The following is a 19,491-nucleotide window of genomic DNA, read 5'->3' on the forward strand; positions in this document are numbered from 1 at the left end:
CGCCGATGCCCGTTCGGACAGACCTCCGGCCGTGAGCCCACCATTGTGGCGGTTCGGGTGTCAACCAGGCGAGGGCGGGGGGACCCGGAGGGCCGGTGGGGGACGGGTCCGGTCCGGTGCCGCGGGCGGAATCCGGGGGTTCGCCGGCCCGCAGGACTTCCGTCCCGGCGCCCGGTTCCGCCGCGTTCTCTGCGCCCCCCGGGGTTCGACACAGTGAAATCGCCTGCGTGAGGCATAATGTGACCTGGGTCACGTTTCGTGAGGAGATACGTCTGCGATCGTGTCGAGTGGGTAGGGCCCCCGTGTCCCATTACCGATGAACGGGAGGCCCTCGTGGCCGCATCCGCTCAGCTGCTCCTCGACGCCCTGTCCTCCAAACCGGGAGGTGCGACGATGGAGTCCGACATCTTCGACGGGGTGTCCGACCCCGATTCCGGTCTGGACGGCTCCGGATCCTTCAGCTTCGTCGAGCCGCCCCTGACCAGCGAGCCCCCGCTCGCCGACGCCGCCCCGCTGACCAGCGAGGTCCCGATCTCCGCCGAGCTGCCGCTGACCAGCGAGCCGACAGCCGCCGGCCACGGTACGGAGTCCATGGAGGTCTGAGGACCCATGGGCCGCGCGCGGCTCGCCCGGCTGCACGGCATCGCCACGTCCTACGAGCCCTCGCCGGACAGGAGCGTCCAGATCACCGGCGACACCGTCGTCGCCGTGCTCGCCGCACTGGGGGTCGATGCCTCGACCCCGCAAGCCGTCCGCAGCGCCCTGGCCGCGTACGAGGACGGCGCGCGTCGCGCCCTGCTTCCCCGTACCGTCGTCGCCCGCCCCGGCCGGCCGCCCGACCTCGCCCGTCTCCCCGAAGGCACCGTCCTGCGGGTCGAGACCGAGAGCGGGGCGGCCGCACAGGACCAGGCGGCGTCCGCTCCGGCGGCGCTCGCCCGGCTTCCCCTGGGTGTCCATGTGCTGCACGCCCGGGCCCCCGACGGTCGCAGCGCCCGCGCCCGGCTGATCGTCGCGCCCGACCGGGTGCCCGCCCCGGCCGGCCGCAGCCACGGCTTCCTGGTGCAGCTCTACTCCCTGCTGTCCCGGCAGTCCTGGGGCATGGGAGACCTGGGGGACCTCACCGACCTCGCCGCCTGGTCCGGGCGCGCGCTGGGCACCGGCTTCCTCCAGCTCAACCCGCTGCATGCGGCGGTCCCCGGCCCGCCCACCGATCCCTCGCCCTACCGGCCCTCGTCCCGCCGCTTCCCCGACCCGGTCCATCTGCGGATCGAGGACATCCCGGAGTACGCCCGGCTCACCGGTACCGCGCGCTTACGGGCCGACGAGCTCGCCGCGCAGGCCCGTGCGCTGCGGGCCGGGGTGCTCGAAGGGGGCGCACTGATCGACCGGGACGCGGTCTGGGCGCTCAAACGCGAGGCCCTGGAGCTGATGTGGGCGGTCCCGCTCACCCCGGGCCGCCGGGCCGCGTACTGCGACTTCCTCGCCGAGCAGGGCGAGGCGCTGGAGGACCACGCCACCTGGTGCGCGATCGCCGAGCGGCACGGCCCCCACTGGCGCGGCTGGCCCGACGGGCTGAGCGATCCGCGCTCCCCGGACACGGCCCGGCTGCGGACGCAGCTGCTGGACCGGATCGACTTCCACTGCCGGCTGGTCTGGCTCACCGACCGGCAACTGGCCGCCGCGCAACGGACCGCGCGGGAGGCCGGGATGGGCATCGGGCTGGTGCACGACCTCGCCGTCGGCGTCCACCCCTCCGGTGCCGACACCTGGGCGCAGCAGGACGCCTTCGCCGCCGGGATGTCCGTCGGGGCGCCGCCGGACGCCTTCAACTCCCGCGGCCAGGACTGGGGCCTGCCGCCCTGGCGCCCGGACGCGCTGGCCGCCGCGGGCTACGCCCCCTACCGGGAGCTGCTGCGCGGAATGCTGCGGCACGCCGGGGCGCTGCGCATCGACCATGTGATGGGGCTGTTCCGGTTGTGGTGGGTCCCGGAGGGCCGGCCGCCGACGGACGGTGCCTATGTCCGCTACGACGCCGAGGCGATGCTCTCGGTACTGGCCCTGGAGGCGCACCGGGCCGGCGCCGCGGTGATCGGCGAGGACCTGGGCACCGTCGAGCCGGGCGTCCGCGTGGCGCTCGCCGAACGGGGCGTCCTGGGGACGTCGGTGCTGTGGTTCGAGCGGGACTACGAGGGTGCGGGGCACGGCGCGGAGGACGGGGAGCGGGGCGACGAGGACGGGCGGGGCAACGAGGATCGGCGGGACGGCGAGGATCGGCGGGGCGACGAGGACGGTGGGCGGGAGGCCGTGACCCGGGAGCGGGCGGACGCGCCCGGTTCCGCCCCGCAGCCCGGCCGGAACGCCACCCCGGAGCCCGCCCTGCACCCCGCCCCGAAGCCCGCCCCCGAACCCGCCGTGGCCCGCATCCTGGCGCCCGAGGAGTGGCGCAGCGCCTGTCTGGCCACCGTCACCACCCACGATCTGCCGCCCACCGCGGCCCGGTTGACCGGTGAGGACGTCGCCCTGCGCGAACGGCTCGGGCTGCTGTCCGGGCCGCCGGAGCGGGAGCGCTCCCGCGCCCGTTACGAACGCGCCGAATGGCTGCGGGAGTTGGTGCGGCGCGGCCTGCTGCCCGAAGGGGCGGGCGACGAGGAAGCGGCCGTCAAGGCCGTACACCGCTTCCTGCTGCGGACCCCGGCGCGGATGGTGGGCGTCTGGCTGCCCGACGCGGTCGGGGACCGGCGCCCGCAGAACCTCCCCGGGACATGGGAGGAATACCCGAACTGGCGCCTTCCGATCGCCGGTCCCGACGGCCGTCCGCGCACCCTGGAGGAGCTGGCCGCCTCACCCCGGCTGCATGCGCTGATGCGCGAATTGTCCGACGGCCGGTGGTAGTCGCGCCCGGCGCTCCGGGCCGGGCGCCCCGGGAGCCCGCTCCCGCACACCCGCCTTGGGGACCGTCGTACGCGAGACCTGTGGCAGGGACCTGCGGACGGCCGGACCCGGGTCCTGGGCCTTCGACCGGATCGGGCTCGCCGAGGGCATCCGCCACGGCGGCCGAGCGGCGCCGGCCCCCGCCGGTGCCGCCGGTGCCGCCGGTTGTGCCACCCCGCGCGCGCGGGGTGCCGGGGCGTCCGATACGTTGACTTCGTGAGCAACAAGGTCAAGAAGAATGTCCTGCGCGCCGGAACCATCACCGCCGGCACCGCGCTGATGCTGCTGATGTCGTCCCCCGCGTTTGCGCTCACCCGCGACGATGGTGACGACCCGGGTCCGGGCCTGAGCGTGATCCAGACGCTCGGCCTCTATGTCGCTGCACCCCTCGTGCTCTTCCTGATCATCGCCGGGCTGGTCGTCGCGGGCGACAAGACCCGCAAGCAGGCCCGGCCCAAGGGCTGACGCCGGGCACCGGTGACGCCTTGAGGGCGCCCCGCGGTCACAGGACCGCGGGGCGCCCTTCGTCATGTCCGGAGCGGGCGCCCCACGGTGACAAGACCGTGCGGCGCCCTTTGTCGTACCCGGCTATTTCCGCAGGTGAAAAAGGGGTTGCGAGGCGGCTATCGCACGCTTTTCGGTCGGTTTGAACGGGGGGAGGTGTTTAACCGGCCCTAACCTACGATGACGTAACCTACGGGTCCGTAGGTCAAACCTACGGACCCGTAGGTCATCGTCCCCAGGAGTTCCCCCGTGACCATCGCCCCCGCCCGCCATAACGGAGAGCTCGGCCAGGCCGCCTGGAGCGACGCCCAGCTGCTCTACGCGCTCGAAGAGGTCGTCGAGAAGGAACTCAACCGCCATCTGAAGATCGCCAAGGACTGGATGCCCCACGAGTACGTGCCGTGGAGCGACGGGCGCAACTTCCCCGGGCCGCTGGACGGTGACGCCTGGGACCCCGAGCAGTCCAAGGTCAGCGACATCGGCCGGATCGCCCTCGTGGTCAACCTCCTCACCGAGGACAACCTCCCCAGCTACCACCACGAGATCGCCACCCTCTTCGGCCGCGACGGCGCCTGGGGCACCTGGGTGCACCGCTGGACCGCCGAGGAGGGCCGGCACGGCATCGTGATGCGCGACTACCTGCTCACCAGCCGGGCCGTCGACCCGGACGAGCTGGAGCGGTTCCGCATGGCCCATATGTCGGAGGGCTTCGAGTCCGACAACGCGCACAGCATGCTGCACTCGGTGGCGTACGTCGCCTTCCAGGAGCTGGCCACCCGTATCTCGCACCGCAACACCGGCCACCACTCCGGCGACCCGGTCTGCGACCGGATGCTGGCCCGGATCGCCACCGACGAGAACCTCCACATGGTCTTCTACCGCAACCTCCTCGGCGCGGCCTTCGAGATGGCCCCCGACCAGACCATGTCCGCGGTGCGCGACGTCGTCACCGGCTTCCGGATGCCCGGCCACGGCATGCCCGGCTTCGAGCGGTCCGCCGCCCGGATGGCCATCGGCGGGATCTACAACATGCGGATCCACCACGACGATGTGCTGCAGCCGGTGCTGCGCTACCTGAAGGTGCTGGAGATCGGCGGGCTGGGCCCGGCCGGGCTGGCCGCGCAGGAGGAGCTGGGCCTGTTCATGGACGGTCTCGACGGCCAGGCGCGGAAGTTCGACGAGCGCCAGGCCGCCATCCTCGCCCGCCGCGAGGCCAACCGCCGCGGCTGACCCGGCCGGCTTCTTCCCTTGGCCGCCGCCGCGGGCGGGTGACCGCGGCGGCGGGTGCGTACGCTGCCCGCATGGCCGACTGGGACCTCAAGAAGCTGCGTATCCTGCGCACCCTCCACGAGCTGGGCACGGTCACCGCGACCGCCGAGGCGCTGCACCTGACGCCCTCGGCGGTCTCCCAGCAGCTGACCGGGCTGGCCAAGGCGCTCGGGGTCCCGCTGCTGGAGGCCCACGGCCGGCGGGTCCGGCTCACCGACGCCGCGCAGCTGGTGCTGCGGCACGCCGAGGCGGTCTTCGCCGAGCTGGAGCGCGCGGACGCGGACCTGCTCGGCTACCTCCAGGGCGAGGCGGGCCAGGTGCGGATCGGCGCCTTCTCCACGGCCATCCCGGCCCTGGTGGTCCCGGCCGTCCAGGAGCTGCGCCGCAGCCACCCGGGCCTGTCGGTCGTGGTACGGGAGGCGGAGGCGGAGGCCGCCTACGAGCTGCTGGCGGAGGGCAGCGTCGATCTGGCGCTGTCGCTGGCCGCGCACGCCCCCACCCCGCGCGACCCCAAGTTCAGCCGGGTCGCGCTGCTCGCCGACCCGCTGGACGTGGCGCTGCCGGCCGGTCATCCGCTGGCCGGTGAGCCGGGGCTGCGGCTGGCCGATCTGGCGGACGAGCCCTGGATCTTCGGCAGCAGCGGGCCCTGGTCGCAGATCACCACGACCGCCTGCGAGAACGCCGGCTTCGTGCCCGAGCAGGCACATGCCGCCGCCGACTGGAGCGCGATCTGGGCGATGGTGGCGGCGGGGATGGGGGTGGCGCTGGTGCCCCGGATGGCGATGGCGGGCGGTCTCGGCGCCGTCGGGCGGGGGGCGGGGGACCGCACCGTACGGGCGGACCGCGGCGGCGGGGGAGTGGCGCTGCGGGTTCTGCACGCCGACCAGCCGCGCCGCCATGTGGTCGCCGCCGCCCGGCGCGGCTCCGAGGGGGCGCCGGGCCTGGCCCGGGTGCTCGCCGCGCTGCGGCAGGCGGCCGCAGCCCAGACGCCGGAGGACCCGACCATTCAGCTCAGCTGAACGTATTCCTCAAAAACTTTCGATGGACCTGAGGGATGGTCCGCTGCGACCGTGGAGCGGTCCGCACCTCCCGCCCCGTCGAAAGGCAACGATGACCGCCAACCCGGCCGCCGACACCACCGATCCGCACGCCAACGACGCGAACCCGTACGGCGGCGGAGACCCCTACGCCGACTACCGTGGCGGGGACTTCCCCTTCACCTCCCTCGTCGACCTCGCCGACCGCCGCCTCGGCGCCGGGGTGATCGCCGCGAACGACGAGTTCTTCGCCGAGCGCGAGAACCTGCTGAAGCCCACCCCGGCGGTCTTCGACCCCGAGCACTTCGGCCACAAGGGCAAGATCATGGACGGCTGGGAGACCCGCCGCCGCCGCGGCACCGACGGCGACCACCCCTTCCCGGCCGACGACGAGCACGACTGGGCGCTGATCCGGCTCGCCGCCCCCGGCGTGATCCGCGGCGTCATCGTCGACACCGCCCACTTCCGCGGCAACTACCCCCAGCAGGTCACCGTCGAGGCCACCGCGCTCCCCGGCAGCCCCGGCCCCGAGGAGCTGCTCGCCGACGGGGTGAAGTGGGAGGAACTGGTCCCGCGCACCCCCGTCCGCGGCCACGCCGCCAACGGGTTCGAGGTCACCGTGGAGCGCCGCTTCACCCACCTCCGCCTCAAGCAGCACCCCGACGGCGGGATAGCGCGCCTGAGGGTGCACGGCGAGGTCGTACCGGACCCGGCGTGGCTCGATGTGCTCGGCACCCTCGACCTGGCCTCCGTCCTGCACGGCGGCACCGTCGAGGATGCCTCCGACCGCTTCTACTCCTCGCCCACCCAGATCATCCGGCCCGATCTGTCCCGCAAGATGGACGACGGCTGGGAGAACCGCCGCCGCCGGGTCAAGGGGACCCACGACTGGGTGCGCTTCCGGCTCGCCGCCCAGGGCGAGATCCGCGCCGTGGAGATCGACACCGCCTACCTCAAGGGCAATTCCGCGGGCTGGGCCGCCCTGTCCGGGTGCGACGGCGACCCGGCCGACGAGGCCTCCTGGTTCGAGATCCTGCCGAAGACCAGGCTCCAGCCCGACACCCCGCACCGCTTCAGGCTGCCGCGGGCCGTGACGGCCACGCACGTACGGCTGGACGTCTTCCCCGACGGCGGCCTCGCGCGGCTGCGCCTGCACGGCGACCTCACCGCGGCGGGCCGCGCCGCCCTCGGCAGCCGCTTCGACGCCCTCGGCGGCTGAGCCGCACCCCGCTTGTGCCGGGCCCCGCGGGAGGGGGCGGGGCCCGGTGGGAGGCCGGGAGGCGGTGGAGCGCGCCGTACGCCGGCACACGGCGCGCTCCGGTGACGGCCGATGCCGTGGCGGCGGAAGAACGTCCCGCCGCCACGGCGCACAACCTCCACGATGAGGATCCGGCGGATGCCACGATGCCGGCCCCCACACGGGACGGTCAGGCCGCCGCGTCCGCGGCCTGTGCCTTCAGCGCCCGCTCGATCCCCGCCCGCGACTCGGTCATCAGCCGGCGCAGCGCCGCGCTCGGCTCGGCCGACGCCAGCCAGGCGTCCGTGGCGTCCAGCGTCTCCTGCGAGACCTGCAGCGCCGGGTAGAGGCCGACCGCGATCTGCTGCGCCATCTCATGGCTGCGGGAGTTCCAGATGTCCTTCACCGCGGCGAAGTACTTCGCGGTGAAGGACGCCAGCAGCTCCCGCTGGTCGGTCTGCACAAAGCCGCCGATGACGGACTCCTGCAGGGAGTTGGGGAGCCGGTCCGACTCCACCACCGAGGCCCAGGCCTCGGTCTTCGCCTCCGCCGTGGGACGCGCCGCGCGGGCCGTCGCGGCGTACCGCTCGCCCGCCGAGGTCTTGTCCCGGTCCAGCTCCGCCGCGATGGCCTTCTCGTCCGCCCGGCCGGTGGCGGCCAGCCGGTGCAGCAGCGACCAGCGCAGCTCGGTGTCCACGGCGAGCCCGGGGACCTCCTGCGTGCCGTCCAACAGGCCCTGCAGCAGGTCCAGTTGTTCGTCCGTACGGGCCGAAGCGGCGAACGCACGGGCCCAGGCCAGCTGGTGGTCGCTGCCCGGCTCGGCCGCCCGCAGCTGCTCCAGGGCCGCCGCCGTCCAGGTCGCCAGCCCCCTCTCGCGCCAGTCCGGAGCCGCGTAGAGGTCCAGCGCCAGCTTCACCTGGCGGTGCAGCGACTGGACGACGCCGATGTCCGACTCCTTGCCGATGCCGGACAGCACCAGCGACAGGTAGTCGCGGGTGGGCAGTTCGCCGTCCCGCGTCATGTCCCAGGCCGACGCCCACGACAGGGCGCGCGGCAGCGACTCGGTGAAGTCGCCGAGGTGCTCGGTGACGGTCTTCAGCGACTCCTCGTCCAGCCGGACCTTGGCGTACGACAGGTCGTCGTCGTTGAGGAGCACGACGGCCGGCCGGGTCCTGCCCACCAGCTGGGGCACGGGGGTCAGTTCGCCGTCCACGTCCAGCTCGATCCGCTCGGTGCGGACCAGCTTGCCGCCCTGGAGCTCATAGGCGCCGATCGCGATCCGGTGCGGCCGCAGGACCGGCTCACCCTTGGCGCCGGCCGGCAGCGCCGGGGCCTCCTGCCGGACCGCGAAGGAGGTGATGACGCCCTGGGCGTCCACCTCGATCTCCGGCCGCAGGATGTTGATCCCCGCCGTCTCCAGCCACTTCTTCGACCAGGTCTTCAGATCCCGCCCGCTGGTCTCCTCCAGCGCGCCGAGCAGGTCCGACAGCCGGGTGTTCCCGTACGCATGGGCCTTGAAGTAGGCCTGGACGCCCTGGAAGAACTCGTCCATCCCGACATAGGCGACCAACTGCTTGAGGACGCTGGCGCCCTTGGCGTAGGTGATGCCGTCGAAGTTGACCAGCACATCGTCGAGGTCGTTGATCTCGGCCATGATCGGGTGGGTGGACGGCAGCTGGTCCTGCCGGTAGGCCCAGGTCTTCATGGAGTTGGCGAACGTCGTCCACGAGTGCGGCCACTTCGAGCCCGGGGCGTACGCCTGGCAGGCGATCGAGGTGTAGGTGGCGAACGACTCGTTCAGCCACAGGTCGTTCCACCACTCCATGGTGACCAGGTCGCCGAACCACATGTGCGCCAGCTCGTGCAGGATGGTCTCCGCACGCACCTCGTACGCCGCGTCCGTCACCTTCGACCGGAAGACGTACTGGTCGCGGATGGTCACCGCGCCCGCGTTCTCCATCGCGCCGGCGTTGAACTCCGGCACGAAGAGCTGGTCGTACTTCGCGAACGGGTAGGCGTAGTCGAACTTCTCCTGGAACCACTCGAAGCCCTGCCGGGTGACCGCGAAGATCTCCTCCGCGTCCAGGTGCTCGGCCAGCGACGGCCGGCAGTAGATGCCCAGCGGCACCGTCCGCCCGTCCTTCTCGTACGAGCTGTGCACGCTGTGGTAAGGACCGGCGATCAGCGCCGTGATGTAGGTCGAGATCCGCGGCGTCGGCTCGAAGCGCCAGATGTTGTCGCTCGGCTCCGGCGTCGGCGAATTGGAGATCACGGTCCAGCCCTCCGGGGCCTTCACGGTGAACTGGAATGTCGCCTTCAGGTCCGGCTGCTCGAAGGACGCGTACACCCGCCGTGCATCCGGCACCTCGAACTGTGTGTACAGATAGGCCTGCTGGTCCACCGGGTCGACAAAGCGGTGCAGTCCCTCACCGGTGTTGGTGTAGGCGCAGTCCGCCACCACCGTCAGCTCGTTACGGCCGGCCCGCAGCCCCGGCAGAGCGATCCGCGAGTCCTTGAACACCTCGTCCGGATCCAGCGCCTCGCCGTTGAGCCGGACCTCGTGCACGGCCGGGGCGACCAGGTCGATGAAGGAGTCCGCGCCCGCCTCGGCCACCTCGAAGCGCACCGTCGTCACCGACCGGTACGTGCCGCCCCCGTTCTCGGCGTCGCCCGGGGTACCCCCCTCCTGCGCGCCGGAGAGGTCGAGATCGATCTCATACGCATCCACGGTCAGCAGGCGCGCCCGCTGCTGCGCCTCGTCGCGGGTCAGATTCGTGCCAGGCACCAGGTCATCTCCTCGTAAGCGGCCTCGTATGCGGCGTTTCCGTCATCCTTCCACGGCACGGGCCCCTTGATCGTGGGCAGCTCTGGATCGGGCGCCGCCCGGCCCGGGACCGCCGAACCACGGCCGGAAACACGGCGTCCGATTCCCGCCGGCACGGTGTGCCCGCGACGCCGACGCTGGAGGCATGACCACCCACACCGCGCACCGGACCACCCGCCCGCACACGACCGGCCACACCGCTCTCGCCGTCCCGGAGGCCGCGCTCAAGGAGCTGCGGGTCACCGACGACGCCGGGCGGCCCACCGAGCCGTTCACCGCACGCGAGGACGGGGTGCCGCAGGACTGCGTCGGGGCGCTGCTGCGCTGCTGTCTGCGCGACACCCGGGCCGGTGAGCGGGTGGCGCTGGTCTCGTATGCGCCGCTGCGCCGCTGGGCGGCCGGGACCGGGGCGAAGCCCGGGGCGTACGACGAGCAGGGACCGGTGTTCATCCATGCCGGGGCGTGCGGCGGGCCGGACGGTGCGGCCGGCAGGTATCCGGCCGTGCGGGCCGGGGCGCTGCGGGTACTGCGGCGCTACAACGACCGGGGACAGATCATCGGCGGCCGGCCCCTGGAGGTTCCCGAGGATGCCCCGGCCGCGTTCGATGCGGCCCTCGGGGAGGCGTTCGCGGACCCGGAGACGGCGGTGGTGCACGTACGGGCCGTGGAGTACGGGTGCTTCCAGTTCGAGGTCCGGCCGGCCCGCCAGGGGAGATACCTCTAGGAGGTGCCCCCAGGGGTACCCCTGGGGGCCTGTCGCCCGGGAGACGGAAAAACGGCGGGTGCCCGTACGGAGACTCCGTACGGGCACCCGCCGTGTTCCGGGGGCTGCGGTCAGCCGCGCAGCTCCGCCGCGACCAGCTCCGCGATCTGGACGGCGTTCAGCGCCGCGCCCTTGCGGAGGTTGTCGTTGGAGACGAACAGCGCCAGGCCGTTCTCGGCGGTCTCGTCCGTACGGATCCGGCCCACGAAGGACGCGTCCTGGCCGGCGGCCTGGAGCGGGGTGGGGACGTCCGAGAGGGTGACGCCGGGGGCGCCGGCCAGCAGCTCCTGGGCGCGCGCCGGGCTGATCGGACGCGCGAAACGGGCGTTGATCTGCAGCGAGTGGCCGCTGAAGACCGGGACGCGGACACAGGTGCCGGACACCTTCAGCTCCGGGATCTCCAGGATCTTGCGGCTCTCGTTGCGGAGCTTCTGCTCCTCGTCGGTCTCGTTCAGACCGTCGTCGACGATCGAGCCGGCCATCGGCAGCACATTGAAGGCGATCGGGCGGACGTACTTGTCCGGCTCGGGGAACTCCACGGCCGCACCGTCGTGCGTCAGCTTGGTGGCGTCCTGCTCGACGGCCTTGCGGACCTGGCCGTCCAGCTCCTCCACACCGGCCAGACCGCTGCCGGAAACCGCCTGGTAGGTGGCGACGACCAGCGAGACCAGACCGGCCTCCTCGTGCAGCGGGCGCAGCACCGGCATCGCGGCCATGGTCGTGCAGTTCGGGTTGGCGATGATGCCCTTGGGCCGGTCGGTGATCGCCGACGGGTTGACCTCGGAGACGACCAGCGGGACCTCGGGGTCACGGCGCCAGGCCGAGGAGTTGTCGATCACGACCGGGCCGGCGTCGGCGACCTTCTCCGCCAGCGCCTTGGACGTGGCGCCGCCGGCCGAGAAGATCACGATGTCCAGCGCCGAGTAGTCGGCGGTGGCCGCGTCCTCGACCGTGATCTCGGTGTCCTGCCAGGGCAGCGTCCGTCCGGCGGACCGGGCCGAAGCGAACAGCCGCAGCTGCTCCACCGGGAAGTTCCGCTCGGCGAGGATGCCCCGCACCACGCCGCCGACCTGTCCGGTGGCTCCGACGATTCCGATCCTCATGGGACTCCTTCTTTCTGGCCTGACATAGGTGTCTGCTCGGAACACCTGCTCAGTAGTGCCTCCATCATGTGTGTGACACCCGTCGCCTTGTCCAATCCGTTCCATTCCGTGGCGGGTCGGGGCGTCCTACGGGCGCGTAGCGTGCCGGCGTGCTCACGATGCGTACGGGCGGGCCCCCGGTGTGGCCCCCGGGGCGAGCGGTCCGGGAGGGGGTCGGGGGTGGTCCGGGACCGGTCCGGTTACCCGGCGGAGTGAACAGCCGGTGACCGCCGGCCGCACCACCGGGCAGGGCTCCATGGCCGGAAGGTGACCGGCGGAACCCTGTGCGGTGATGGGTTCTCCACGTTGCCATGGCGTTCACGCGCAGGTCATCCCCGATGCCAACCATCCCAGGTGACAGGGCAGTTGTGCTGCCCGGCCGCCTTTGCGTTCGCACCCGGGGAGCCTTGCGTATGTCCCGTATACGGTCCGCCGCCACCTTCGACCGCCGTACGTTCCTCACCGCCACCGGAGCGGTCGGCGCCGCCACCGGGCTCGGGCTCGCCTTCGGCGTCGGCCCGGACCGGCGGGCCGAGGCCGCCACCGTCACCTCCGGCCCGGCCCCGGCCGCGCCGGTCCCGGTGGATGCCCCCGCCGTCCCCCGTACGCCGTACACCCGGGGCACCACCCTCGCCGGGGTGTCCGCCCCGCGCGGCAGCGGAGGCTACCGCCGGCTCGGTGACGGCCCCGCCTGGGACCGGGTCGTCCGCGCCGACCTCGCCACGGCGCACGGCGGGCGCGACCAGCGGCGTACCGCGCTGGCGTCGTTCGTGCAGTTCACCGATCTGCATCTGGTCGATGTGCAGAGCCCGCTGCGCTACGAGTACCTGCGCGCCGAGACCGCCAGCGCCTGGCGGCCCCAGGAGGCGCTGTCGGTCGCCGGGGCCGTCTCGCTGGTCGAGCGGGTCAATGCGCTGCCCGGCGGGCCCGCCACCGGCGCCCCGCTGTCCTTCGTGATGACCACCGGCGACAACACCGACAACAACTCCAAGCTGGAGCTGGAGTGGTTCCTGACCGCGATGAGCGGCGGCCGGATCACCCCGAACTCCGGCGACCCGCGCCGCTACGAAGGCGTCCAGGACAGCGGGCTGAAGCTGTACTGGCAGCCGGAGCGCGCCCTGCGCGACGCCGACAAGGCGCTGGGCTTCCCGCAGTTGGACGGGTTCCTGGCGGCCGCGATCCGCACCGTCCACAGCCCGGGTCTGCACCTGCCCTGGTACTCGACGGTCGGTAACCACGACTCGCTGCCGGGCGGGTGCTATGCCCCCGGCGACCCCTTCTGGACCGAGACCGCCACCGGCGGCCGCAAGCTGGAGACGCTGCCCGCCGCCGAGGCCGCAAAGGTCTGGAAGGCGGTCAAGGACGGCCTCGACCCCGAGGGGGCGGACTTCAAGCGGCTGCTGACGGCGCACGCCAAGCAGGCCAGGAGGGTCACCCCCGACGAGCGGCGCGCCCCCTTCACCCGGGCCGAGTATCTGCGCGCCCACCTCGACCCGGCGCACACCGGCCCCGGTCCGCACGGCCACGGCTACACCTCCGCGCATCTCGACGAAAACCGCCTCTACTACACCTTCCGGGTCTCCGATGACGTCCTCGGGATCAGCCTGGACACCACCGACCCCGGCGGCCACTACACCGGCTCGGTCGGTGACGCCCAACTGCGCTGGCTGGAGCGGACGCTGCAGGAGAACGAGAAGGGGGAGAAGGCCCATGTGCTGGTCTTCAGCCACCACACCAGCAAGACGATGAACAACACCCGCCCCGACCCGGTCCGCCCGCACGAGAAGCGGCACGGCGGCCCCGAACTGGTGGAGGTGCTGGCCGCCCACCCCCGTGTCGTCGGCTGGATCAACGGCCACAGCCACAAGAACGACATCATCGCGCACGGCAGCTTCTGGGAGATCTCCACCGCCTCGCACATCGACTTCCCGCAGCTGGCCCGGGTCATCGAGCTGGTGGACAACCACGACGGCACGCTGTCCCTGTTCACCACCCTGGTCGAGTCGGCCGCCCCGCACCGCACCGACTTCAGCGACCTCTCGCAGACCGGGCTGGCGGCCCTCTACCGCGAGCTGTCCTTCAATGCACCCGAGGCCCGTTCGGACCTGGCGGGCACGGCCGGGGACCGTAACGTCGAGCTGCTGCTCAAGCGGCGCTGACGGGCTCGGGACGGCACCCGTGCCAGGGGGCTCCCCGAGGGGATGCCGTCGAAGCTCCCGCCGGAACCTAGCGCGGGAGCACGGCCACATACGCGCTCGGCTCCCGGTCCCCCGCCGCCATCAGCGCCGTCCGGATCACCGCGGCCTGCTGCTCGGGGGCCGTGCGCAGGGTGCGCGGCAGGCAGCGGACGACGGTGATGCCCAGCCGCTCCAGATGCTCGCGCTTGTGGAAGAACGGCGACTGCAGCGGGTCCTCCTCGGGGCGCGGTGCCCGGGTGTCGATCTCCAGGGCCACCGCGTGCTCCGGCCAGAAGGCGTCCACGCCGCCCAGCTGCGGCCCGCCCGGCAGCCGCAGCTCGACGTTCCACAGCGGGTCGGGCAGACCGTGGGCGCGCACCATCGCATAGAGCCGCTGCTCGGCCAGCGCCCGGCCCTCGGCCAGCAGGGTGTCCACCGCGTCCACCACGTGCGGCCGGGTCAGCAGCCGGGCCCGGCTCAGCTCCCGCACCACCGAGGTCGCCTCGCAGTGGCCGCCGCGCACCGCCTCGGTCAGCAGCCGGCGCACCGTCGTGGCGTCGGTGAGCGTGCCGACCGCGTCCGCGACCGCGCGCGGCACCGGCGCGGCCGGCACCCCGGTGATCTCCTGCGCGACGGGCAGTTCCACCGTCCGTACGATCCGGGCGAAACCGGTCGAGCGCAGCCGGCGGGTGCGGGCCACCAGTACCTCGATGCGGTCCAGGGCGAGCAGCGGGGGCGCCTCGGTGAAGCCGTGCAGGGCGAGTGCCGCCAGACCCGTGATCATCGCCTCGGGGGCGTCCCCGGACTCGGTGCCCTGCCGGGGTACCGCCGGCCCCCGGTGGCTGGCGTACAGCAGGGCCGCATGCAGCCGTTCCTCACTGGTGGGCGGCCCCGAGTGCAGCAGATAGATGCCGGGGAGCAGTTGTTGCCAGGGGCCGCCGGGGCGGCAGCGTGCGGTGGTCTCCGCCGCCGGGATGCCGTGCTCACGCAGCTGCCGGGTGGTCATCACCCGGCAGTGCGCCTCGGAGAGGTGGCGGAGGGGGAGGGGGGAGAGCGGGGTGTCGTGGTTCATGACCCCTCGATTCCCGCCCCCGCTCCACCCCCTAACCGCTGTTACACGCCCGTACCACAAACCGGACAACCCTGTACTAAAGTACGGGCGTTCGACTGCCGAAAAGGGCTGGTCGACACGGGGGTTACGGCCTCGGTCCGGCCGCCTCGTCACAAGCCTGTGCACGGAGTGCCCGGGCCAGATCGTCCCGCTTCTCCAGGACCAGCCGGCGCAGCGCGGGCGCGGCCTGCGGATGCCCGTCCAGCCAGCCGTCCGCGGCGTCCAGGGTGTCCTGCTCCACCAGCCAGGCCGGGAACAGGCTGCGCACCACTTCCATCGCGATCTCGATGGAGCGCTCCCGCCACACCCCCTCGATCGCCGCGAAGTAGCGCGGCCGGTACGGAGCCAGCAGCTCGCGCTGCCCGAACTGCGCGAACCCGGCGTTCGTCGCCTCCACCAGGGCGTTGGAGAGCGCGTCGGACTCCACGGCCTGTGCCCAGGCCTGGGCCTTGACCTCGGCCGAGGGGCGGGCGGCCAGGCAGCGGACCTGGTGGCGCTTGCCGGAGGCGGTGTTGTCGCGGGCCAGCTCGGCGCCGATCACGGCCTCGTCCGCGAGGCCGTGCGCGGCCAGCGGCTCCAGGGCCGCCCAGCGCAGCTCCTGGTCCACGTCCAGGCCGTCGATCTTCGCGGTGCCGTCCAGCAGACCCTGGAGCAGCTGGAGATCGGCGGGGGTGGCGGCGAGGGCGATGAAGTGCCGGGCCCAGGCGAGCTGATGGTCGCTGCCGGGGTCGGCCAGCCGCAGCTCGTGCAGCGCGGCCTCGGCAAGTTCCCGGGCGGCCTGCTCCCGGCGGTCCGGCGCGGAGTACAGCTCCAGAGCCGTCTGCGCCTGTCCGTGCAGCGTCTGCAGCACGCCGATGCCGGTCTCCCGGCCGGCGAACCGCCCTACCAGGTCGAGGTAGTCGCGGGCCGGCATCAGCCCGTCGCGGGTCAGGCCCCACAGCGCGGCCCAGCACACCGCCCGTGCCATCGGGTCGGCAAGATCACCGAGCCGGGCCCGCAGGGTGGCGAGCGACCCCTCGTCGAACCGGACCTTGGCGTACGTCAGGTCCTCGTCGTTGACCAGTACCAGTTCCGGGCGTTCGAGGCCGGCCAGCTCGGGTACCGCGGTCCGCGGCCCGTCCACGTCCACCTCGGCGCGGGCGTAGCGCACCAGTGCCGAGTCCCCGCCCACCGAGGACAGGGTCTGCCGCCGGTAGAGGCCGACCGCGACCCGGTGCGGCCGCAGCTGCGGGTGCGAGGGCGCCGCCTCCTGGAGGATGCTCAGCTCGGTGATCCGGCCCTGCGCGCCATAAGTGACCTGCGGGGTGAGGGAGTTGACACCCGCGGTTTCCAGCCAGGCCCGTGACCAGGACGCCAGGTCCCGGCCGGAGGTCTCCTCCAGCGCCGCCAGCAGATCCGTGAGCCGGGTGTTGCCGTAGGCGTGCCGCTTGAAGTAGCGCCGGGCGCCCTCCAGGAAGGCGTCCTGCCCCGCATACGCCACCAGTTGCTTGAGGACGGATGCGCCCTTGGCGTAGGTGATGCCGTCGAAGTTGAGCTTGGCGTCCTCCAGGTCACGGATGTCGGCGGTGACCGGGTGGGTGGAGGGCAGCTGGTCGGCGTGGTAGGCCCAGGACTTACGGCGGTTGGCGAAGGTGATCCAGCCGTTGGTGAAACGCGTCGCCCCCACCAGCGCGAAGGCGCCCATGAAGTCCGCATAGGACTCCTTGAGCCACAGGTCGTCCCACCACTGCATGGTGACCAGATCGCCGAACCACATGTGCGCCATCTCGTGCAGGATGACGTTGGCCCGTCCTTCGTAGGACGCCTCGGTGACCTTCCCGCGGAAGATGAACTCCTCGCGGAAGGTGACACAGCCCGGGTTCTCCATGGCCCCGAGGTTGTACTCCGGGACAAAGGCGCTGTCGTACTTCCCGAAGGGGTAGGGGAAGTCGAAGTGGTCGTGGAAGAAGTCCAGGCCCTGCTTGGTGATGGTGAAGACGTCGTCCGCGTCGAAGTGCTTCGCCAGGCCCTTGCGGCACAGCGCGCCCAGCGGGATCTCCAGCTCCGTCCCGTCCTCGAAGGTACGCCGGTAGACATCGGAGACGTAGTGGTACGGGCCGGCGACCACGGCCGTGATGTACGTCGAGATCGGCTCGGTCGTCGCGAAGCGGTGCCGCCCGCCCTCGGCCCCGCCCTCCTGGGCACCGTTGCTGAGCACCCGCCAGCCCTCGGGGGCGGTGACCTCGAAGGTGAACGGGGCCTTCAGATCGGGCTGTTCGAAGTTGGCGAAAACCCGGCGGGCGTCGGCCGGTTCGTACTGGGTGTAGAGGTAGACCTCGCCGTCCTCGGGGTCCACGAAGCGGTGCAGGCCCTGACCGGTCCGGCTGTAGGCGCACCGGGCGTCGACGACCAGGGTGTTCTCGGCGGCCAGCGAGTCCAGCGTGATCCGGGTGCCGTCGAAGACCGCCGCGGGGTCGAGGTCCCGGCCGTTGAGGGTGACGGAGGTGACCGACGGCGCCAGCAGGTCGGCGAAGGCCGAGGCGCCGGGCTCGGCACAGCGGAAGCGCAGCGTCGTCAGGGAGCGGAAGGTCTCCGCTTCCGGACCGGACGCGACCGCTGAGCGGACGTCCAGCGCCACGTCGTAGGCGTCGACGCGCAGCAGCCGGCCCCGTTCCTGCGCCTCGTCCCGGGACAGATTCTCACCTGGCACGGCGTGACTCCCTCGTCCTCGTCTCGAATATCGAACAACGGGAATCATGGCACGCCCGCCGTCGGTTGAACCTTCCACGGAGCAGCATCGTGAACCCCGACCCAGCACCGCTCTCATAAGGAGACCCCCGTGTCCGACACCGCGAAGACCCCTGCCGACTTCTGGTTCGACCCGCTGTGCCCCTGGGCGTGGATGACGTCCCGCTGGATGCTGGAGGTGGAGAAGGTCCGTCCGGTCGAGGTGCGCTGGCATGTGATGAGCCTGGCGGTGCTGAACGAGGACAAGCTCGACGAACTGCCCGAGGAGTACCGCGCGAACATGGTCCCGGGCGGCAAGGCCTGGGGCCCGGTCCGCGTGGTGATCGCCGCGCAGCAGCTGCACGGCGACGAGGTCGTGGGCCCGCTCTACACCGCGCTCGGCACCCGCATCCACAACGAGGGCCTCGGGGTGACCCCCGAGAGCATCGCCGCCGCCCTCAAGGACGTGGGCCTGCCCGCCGACCTGATCGAGTACGCCGGCAAGGACACCTACGACGCCCAGCTGCGCGCCTCCCACAAGGAAGGCATCGACCTGGTGGGTCAGGAGGTCGGCACGCCGGTCATCGCCGTCCCGGGGCACGACGGCGAGCAGATTGCCTTCTTCGGGCCGGTCGTCACCCCGGCCCCCAAGGGCGAGGAGGCCGCCAGGCTGTGGGACGGGACGCTGATGGTCGCGTCCATCCCCGGCTTCTACGAGATCAAGCGGACCCGGACGGCAGGGCCGAGCTTCGAGTGAGCCCCCGCGTTGGCGGGGGAAGCCCCCTGTCCAACCGGAACGGCCCCCGCGAGTCACGTCCTCGCGGGGGCCATTCCTCATTCCGCCTGCCGGGTGAGCGGTGAGAAGACGATCACGAGGCAGGACGACTGTGCGGCGGACCGTGCCTCACGGCGCCAGCAGGAGGCTGTGCGCCCGCTCCTTGGCGGTTGCGTACCGCTTGGCGACGTCCTGCCAGTTCACGACCTGCCACATGGCCTCGATGAAGTCCACCTTCTGGTTCTTGTACTGCAGGTAGAAGGCGTGCTCCCAGGCGTCGAAGACCAGGATCGGGACCGAGCCCTGCCCGACGTTGCCCTGGTGGTCGTAGATCTGCTCGACGATCAGCCGGCCGGAGACCGGCTCGTAGGCCAGCACGCCCCAGCCGGAGCCCTGGGTGGTGGCCGAGGCCTTGGTCAGCTGGGCCTTGAACTGCGCGAACGAGCCGAAGGACTCGGCGATGGCGTCGGCCAGCCCGCCCACGCCGTCCTTCGCCAGCGGCTCGCCGCCGCCGTCACCGGTCATGTTGTGCCAGTAGATGCTGTGCAGGATGTGGCCGGAGAGGTGGAACGCGAGGTTCTTCTCCAGGCCGTTGATGGCGCCCCACGCGTCTTTGTCGCGCGCCTCGGCGAGCTGCTCCAGGGTGTCGTTCGCACCCTTCACATAGGCCGCGTGGTGCTTGTCGTGGTGCAGCTCGATGATCTCGGGACTGATGACCGGGGCCAGCGCCGAGTAGTCGTACGGAAGTTCAGGAAGTGTGTAGGTGGCCATGCCGAGCCTCTCCAACTGCTTACGACTTCTTATTGCAATTGATGTGCAAGAGCACGCTATCAGCAGGAGTACTCGTCGGCCGGTCACCGGCACCGGCCTGGTCCCAAAGACGCAGGCGGGGGGGGGGGGGGGGGGGGGGGGGGGGGGGGCCGGGGGGGGGGGGGGGGCCCCCCCCCCGGGGCCCCCCCCGGCGGCCCCCCCCCCCCCCCCGCCCCCCCCCCCGGCGGCCGGGGACCCGCACCGG

At 72.3% G+C, this 19,491-nt stretch carries 14 protein-coding genes; 9 read left to right on the forward strand and 5 right to left on the reverse strand.

What is annotated here, in order from left to right:
• Positions 1–333 precede the first annotated feature (333 nt).
• The 6 genes from ACF088_RS11610 to alc all read left to right on the forward strand — a co-directional run bounded on the left by ACF088_RS11610 (position 334) and on the right by alc (position 6,960).
• The gene (locus tag ACF088_RS11610; protein WP_311623753.1) at positions 334–603 is read left to right on the forward strand and encodes a hypothetical protein; all 270 of its coding nucleotides are present in this window, start codon (positions 334–336) and stop codon (positions 601–603) included.
• A gap of 6 nt (positions 604–609) precedes the next feature.
• Positions 610–2,892: a 4-alpha-glucanotransferase gene (gene malQ, locus ACF088_RS11615; protein WP_392375458.1), complete on the forward strand. Its 2,283-nt coding sequence runs from the start codon at positions 610–612 to the stop codon at positions 2,890–2,892.
• A 255-nt stretch (positions 2,893–3,147) separates the two neighbouring features.
• Complete coding sequence (locus tag ACF088_RS11620; RefSeq protein ID WP_392375460.1) at positions 3,148–3,396, forward strand: hypothetical protein; 249 nt, start codon at positions 3,148–3,150, stop codon at positions 3,394–3,396.
• A gap of 288 nt (positions 3,397–3,684) precedes the next feature.
• A complete protein-coding gene (locus tag ACF088_RS11625; RefSeq protein ID WP_392375461.1) occupies positions 3,685–4,665 on the forward strand; it encodes an acyl-ACP desaturase in 981 nt (326 codons plus the stop codon).
• A 71-nt stretch (positions 4,666–4,736) separates the two neighbouring features.
• Positions 4,737–5,723 carry a LysR family transcriptional regulator gene (locus ACF088_RS11630; RefSeq protein ID WP_392375463.1) on the forward strand — a complete coding sequence of 329 codons (987 nt, stop codon included), beginning with the start codon at positions 4,737–4,739 and terminating at the stop codon, positions 5,721–5,723.
• 91 nt (positions 5,724–5,814) lie between these two features.
• Positions 5,815–6,960 (forward strand): allantoicase, encoded by a 1,146-nt coding sequence (alc, locus tag ACF088_RS11635; RefSeq protein ID WP_392375464.1) that lies wholly within the window; start codon positions 5,815–5,817, stop codon positions 6,958–6,960.
• Between the two features lie 208 nt (positions 6,961–7,168).
• Here the strand turns inward: alc and pepN (ACF088_RS11640) are convergent, their stop codons facing one another.
• The gene (gene pepN, locus ACF088_RS11640; RefSeq protein ID WP_392375466.1) at positions 7,169–9,763 is read right to left on the reverse strand and encodes an aminopeptidase N; all 2,595 of its coding nucleotides are present in this window, start codon (positions 9,761–9,763) and stop codon (positions 7,169–7,171) included.
• A gap of 184 nt (positions 9,764–9,947) precedes the next feature.
• Here pepN (ACF088_RS11640) and ACF088_RS11645 point away from each other — a divergent pair, with 184 nt between their 5' ends.
• Positions 9,948–10,526, forward strand: a complete 579-nt coding sequence (locus ACF088_RS11645; RefSeq protein ID WP_392375467.1) for a DUF1203 domain-containing protein — start codon at positions 9,948–9,950, stop codon at positions 10,524–10,526.
• Between the two features lie 110 nt (positions 10,527–10,636).
• On the opposite strand, the gene ACF088_RS11650 is transcribed toward ACF088_RS11645, so the two are convergent.
• A complete protein-coding gene (locus ACF088_RS11650) occupies positions 10,637–11,668 on the reverse strand; it encodes an aspartate-semialdehyde dehydrogenase (RefSeq protein ID WP_392375470.1) in 1,032 nt (343 codons plus the stop codon).
• Between the two features lie 452 nt (positions 11,669–12,120).
• Here ACF088_RS11650 and ACF088_RS11655 point away from each other — a divergent pair, with 452 nt between their 5' ends.
• The gene (locus ACF088_RS11655; protein ID WP_392375472.1) at positions 12,121–13,866 is read left to right on the forward strand and encodes a TIGR03767 family metallophosphoesterase; all 1,746 of its coding nucleotides are present in this window, start codon (positions 12,121–12,123) and stop codon (positions 13,864–13,866) included.
• Between the two features lie 67 nt (positions 13,867–13,933).
• On the opposite strand, the gene ACF088_RS11660 is transcribed toward ACF088_RS11655, so the two are convergent.
• Both ACF088_RS11660 and pepN (ACF088_RS11665) read right to left on the reverse strand, forming a co-directional pair.
• The gene (locus tag ACF088_RS11660; protein ID WP_392375473.1) at positions 13,934–14,956 is read right to left on the reverse strand and encodes a hypothetical protein; all 1,023 of its coding nucleotides are present in this window, start codon (positions 14,954–14,956) and stop codon (positions 13,934–13,936) included.
• Positions 14,957–15,080: 124 nt separating this feature from the next.
• Positions 15,081–17,684 carry an aminopeptidase N gene (pepN, locus tag ACF088_RS11665; RefSeq protein WP_392375474.1) on the reverse strand — a complete coding sequence of 868 codons (2,604 nt, stop codon included), beginning with the start codon at positions 17,682–17,684 and terminating at the stop codon, positions 15,081–15,083.
• 129 nt (positions 17,685–17,813) lie between these two features.
• On the opposite strand from pepN (ACF088_RS11665), the gene ACF088_RS11670 reads away from it, so the two are divergent.
• Positions 17,814–18,458, forward strand: coding sequence for a DsbA family protein (locus ACF088_RS11670; RefSeq protein WP_392375476.1), 645 nt, complete (start codon positions 17,814–17,816; stop codon positions 18,456–18,458).
• 147 nt (positions 18,459–18,605) lie between these two features.
• Here the strand turns inward: ACF088_RS11670 and ACF088_RS11675 are convergent, their stop codons facing one another.
• Complete coding sequence (locus ACF088_RS11675; RefSeq protein WP_392375478.1) at positions 18,606–19,247, reverse strand: superoxide dismutase; 642 nt, start codon at positions 19,245–19,247, stop codon at positions 18,606–18,608.
• Positions 19,248–19,491: the final 244 nt, after the last annotated feature.

This window comes from Streptomyces sp. NPDC015125, assembly GCF_043080045.1.
Classification (GTDB): domain Bacteria; phylum Actinomycetota; class Actinomycetes; order Streptomycetales; family Streptomycetaceae; genus Streptomyces.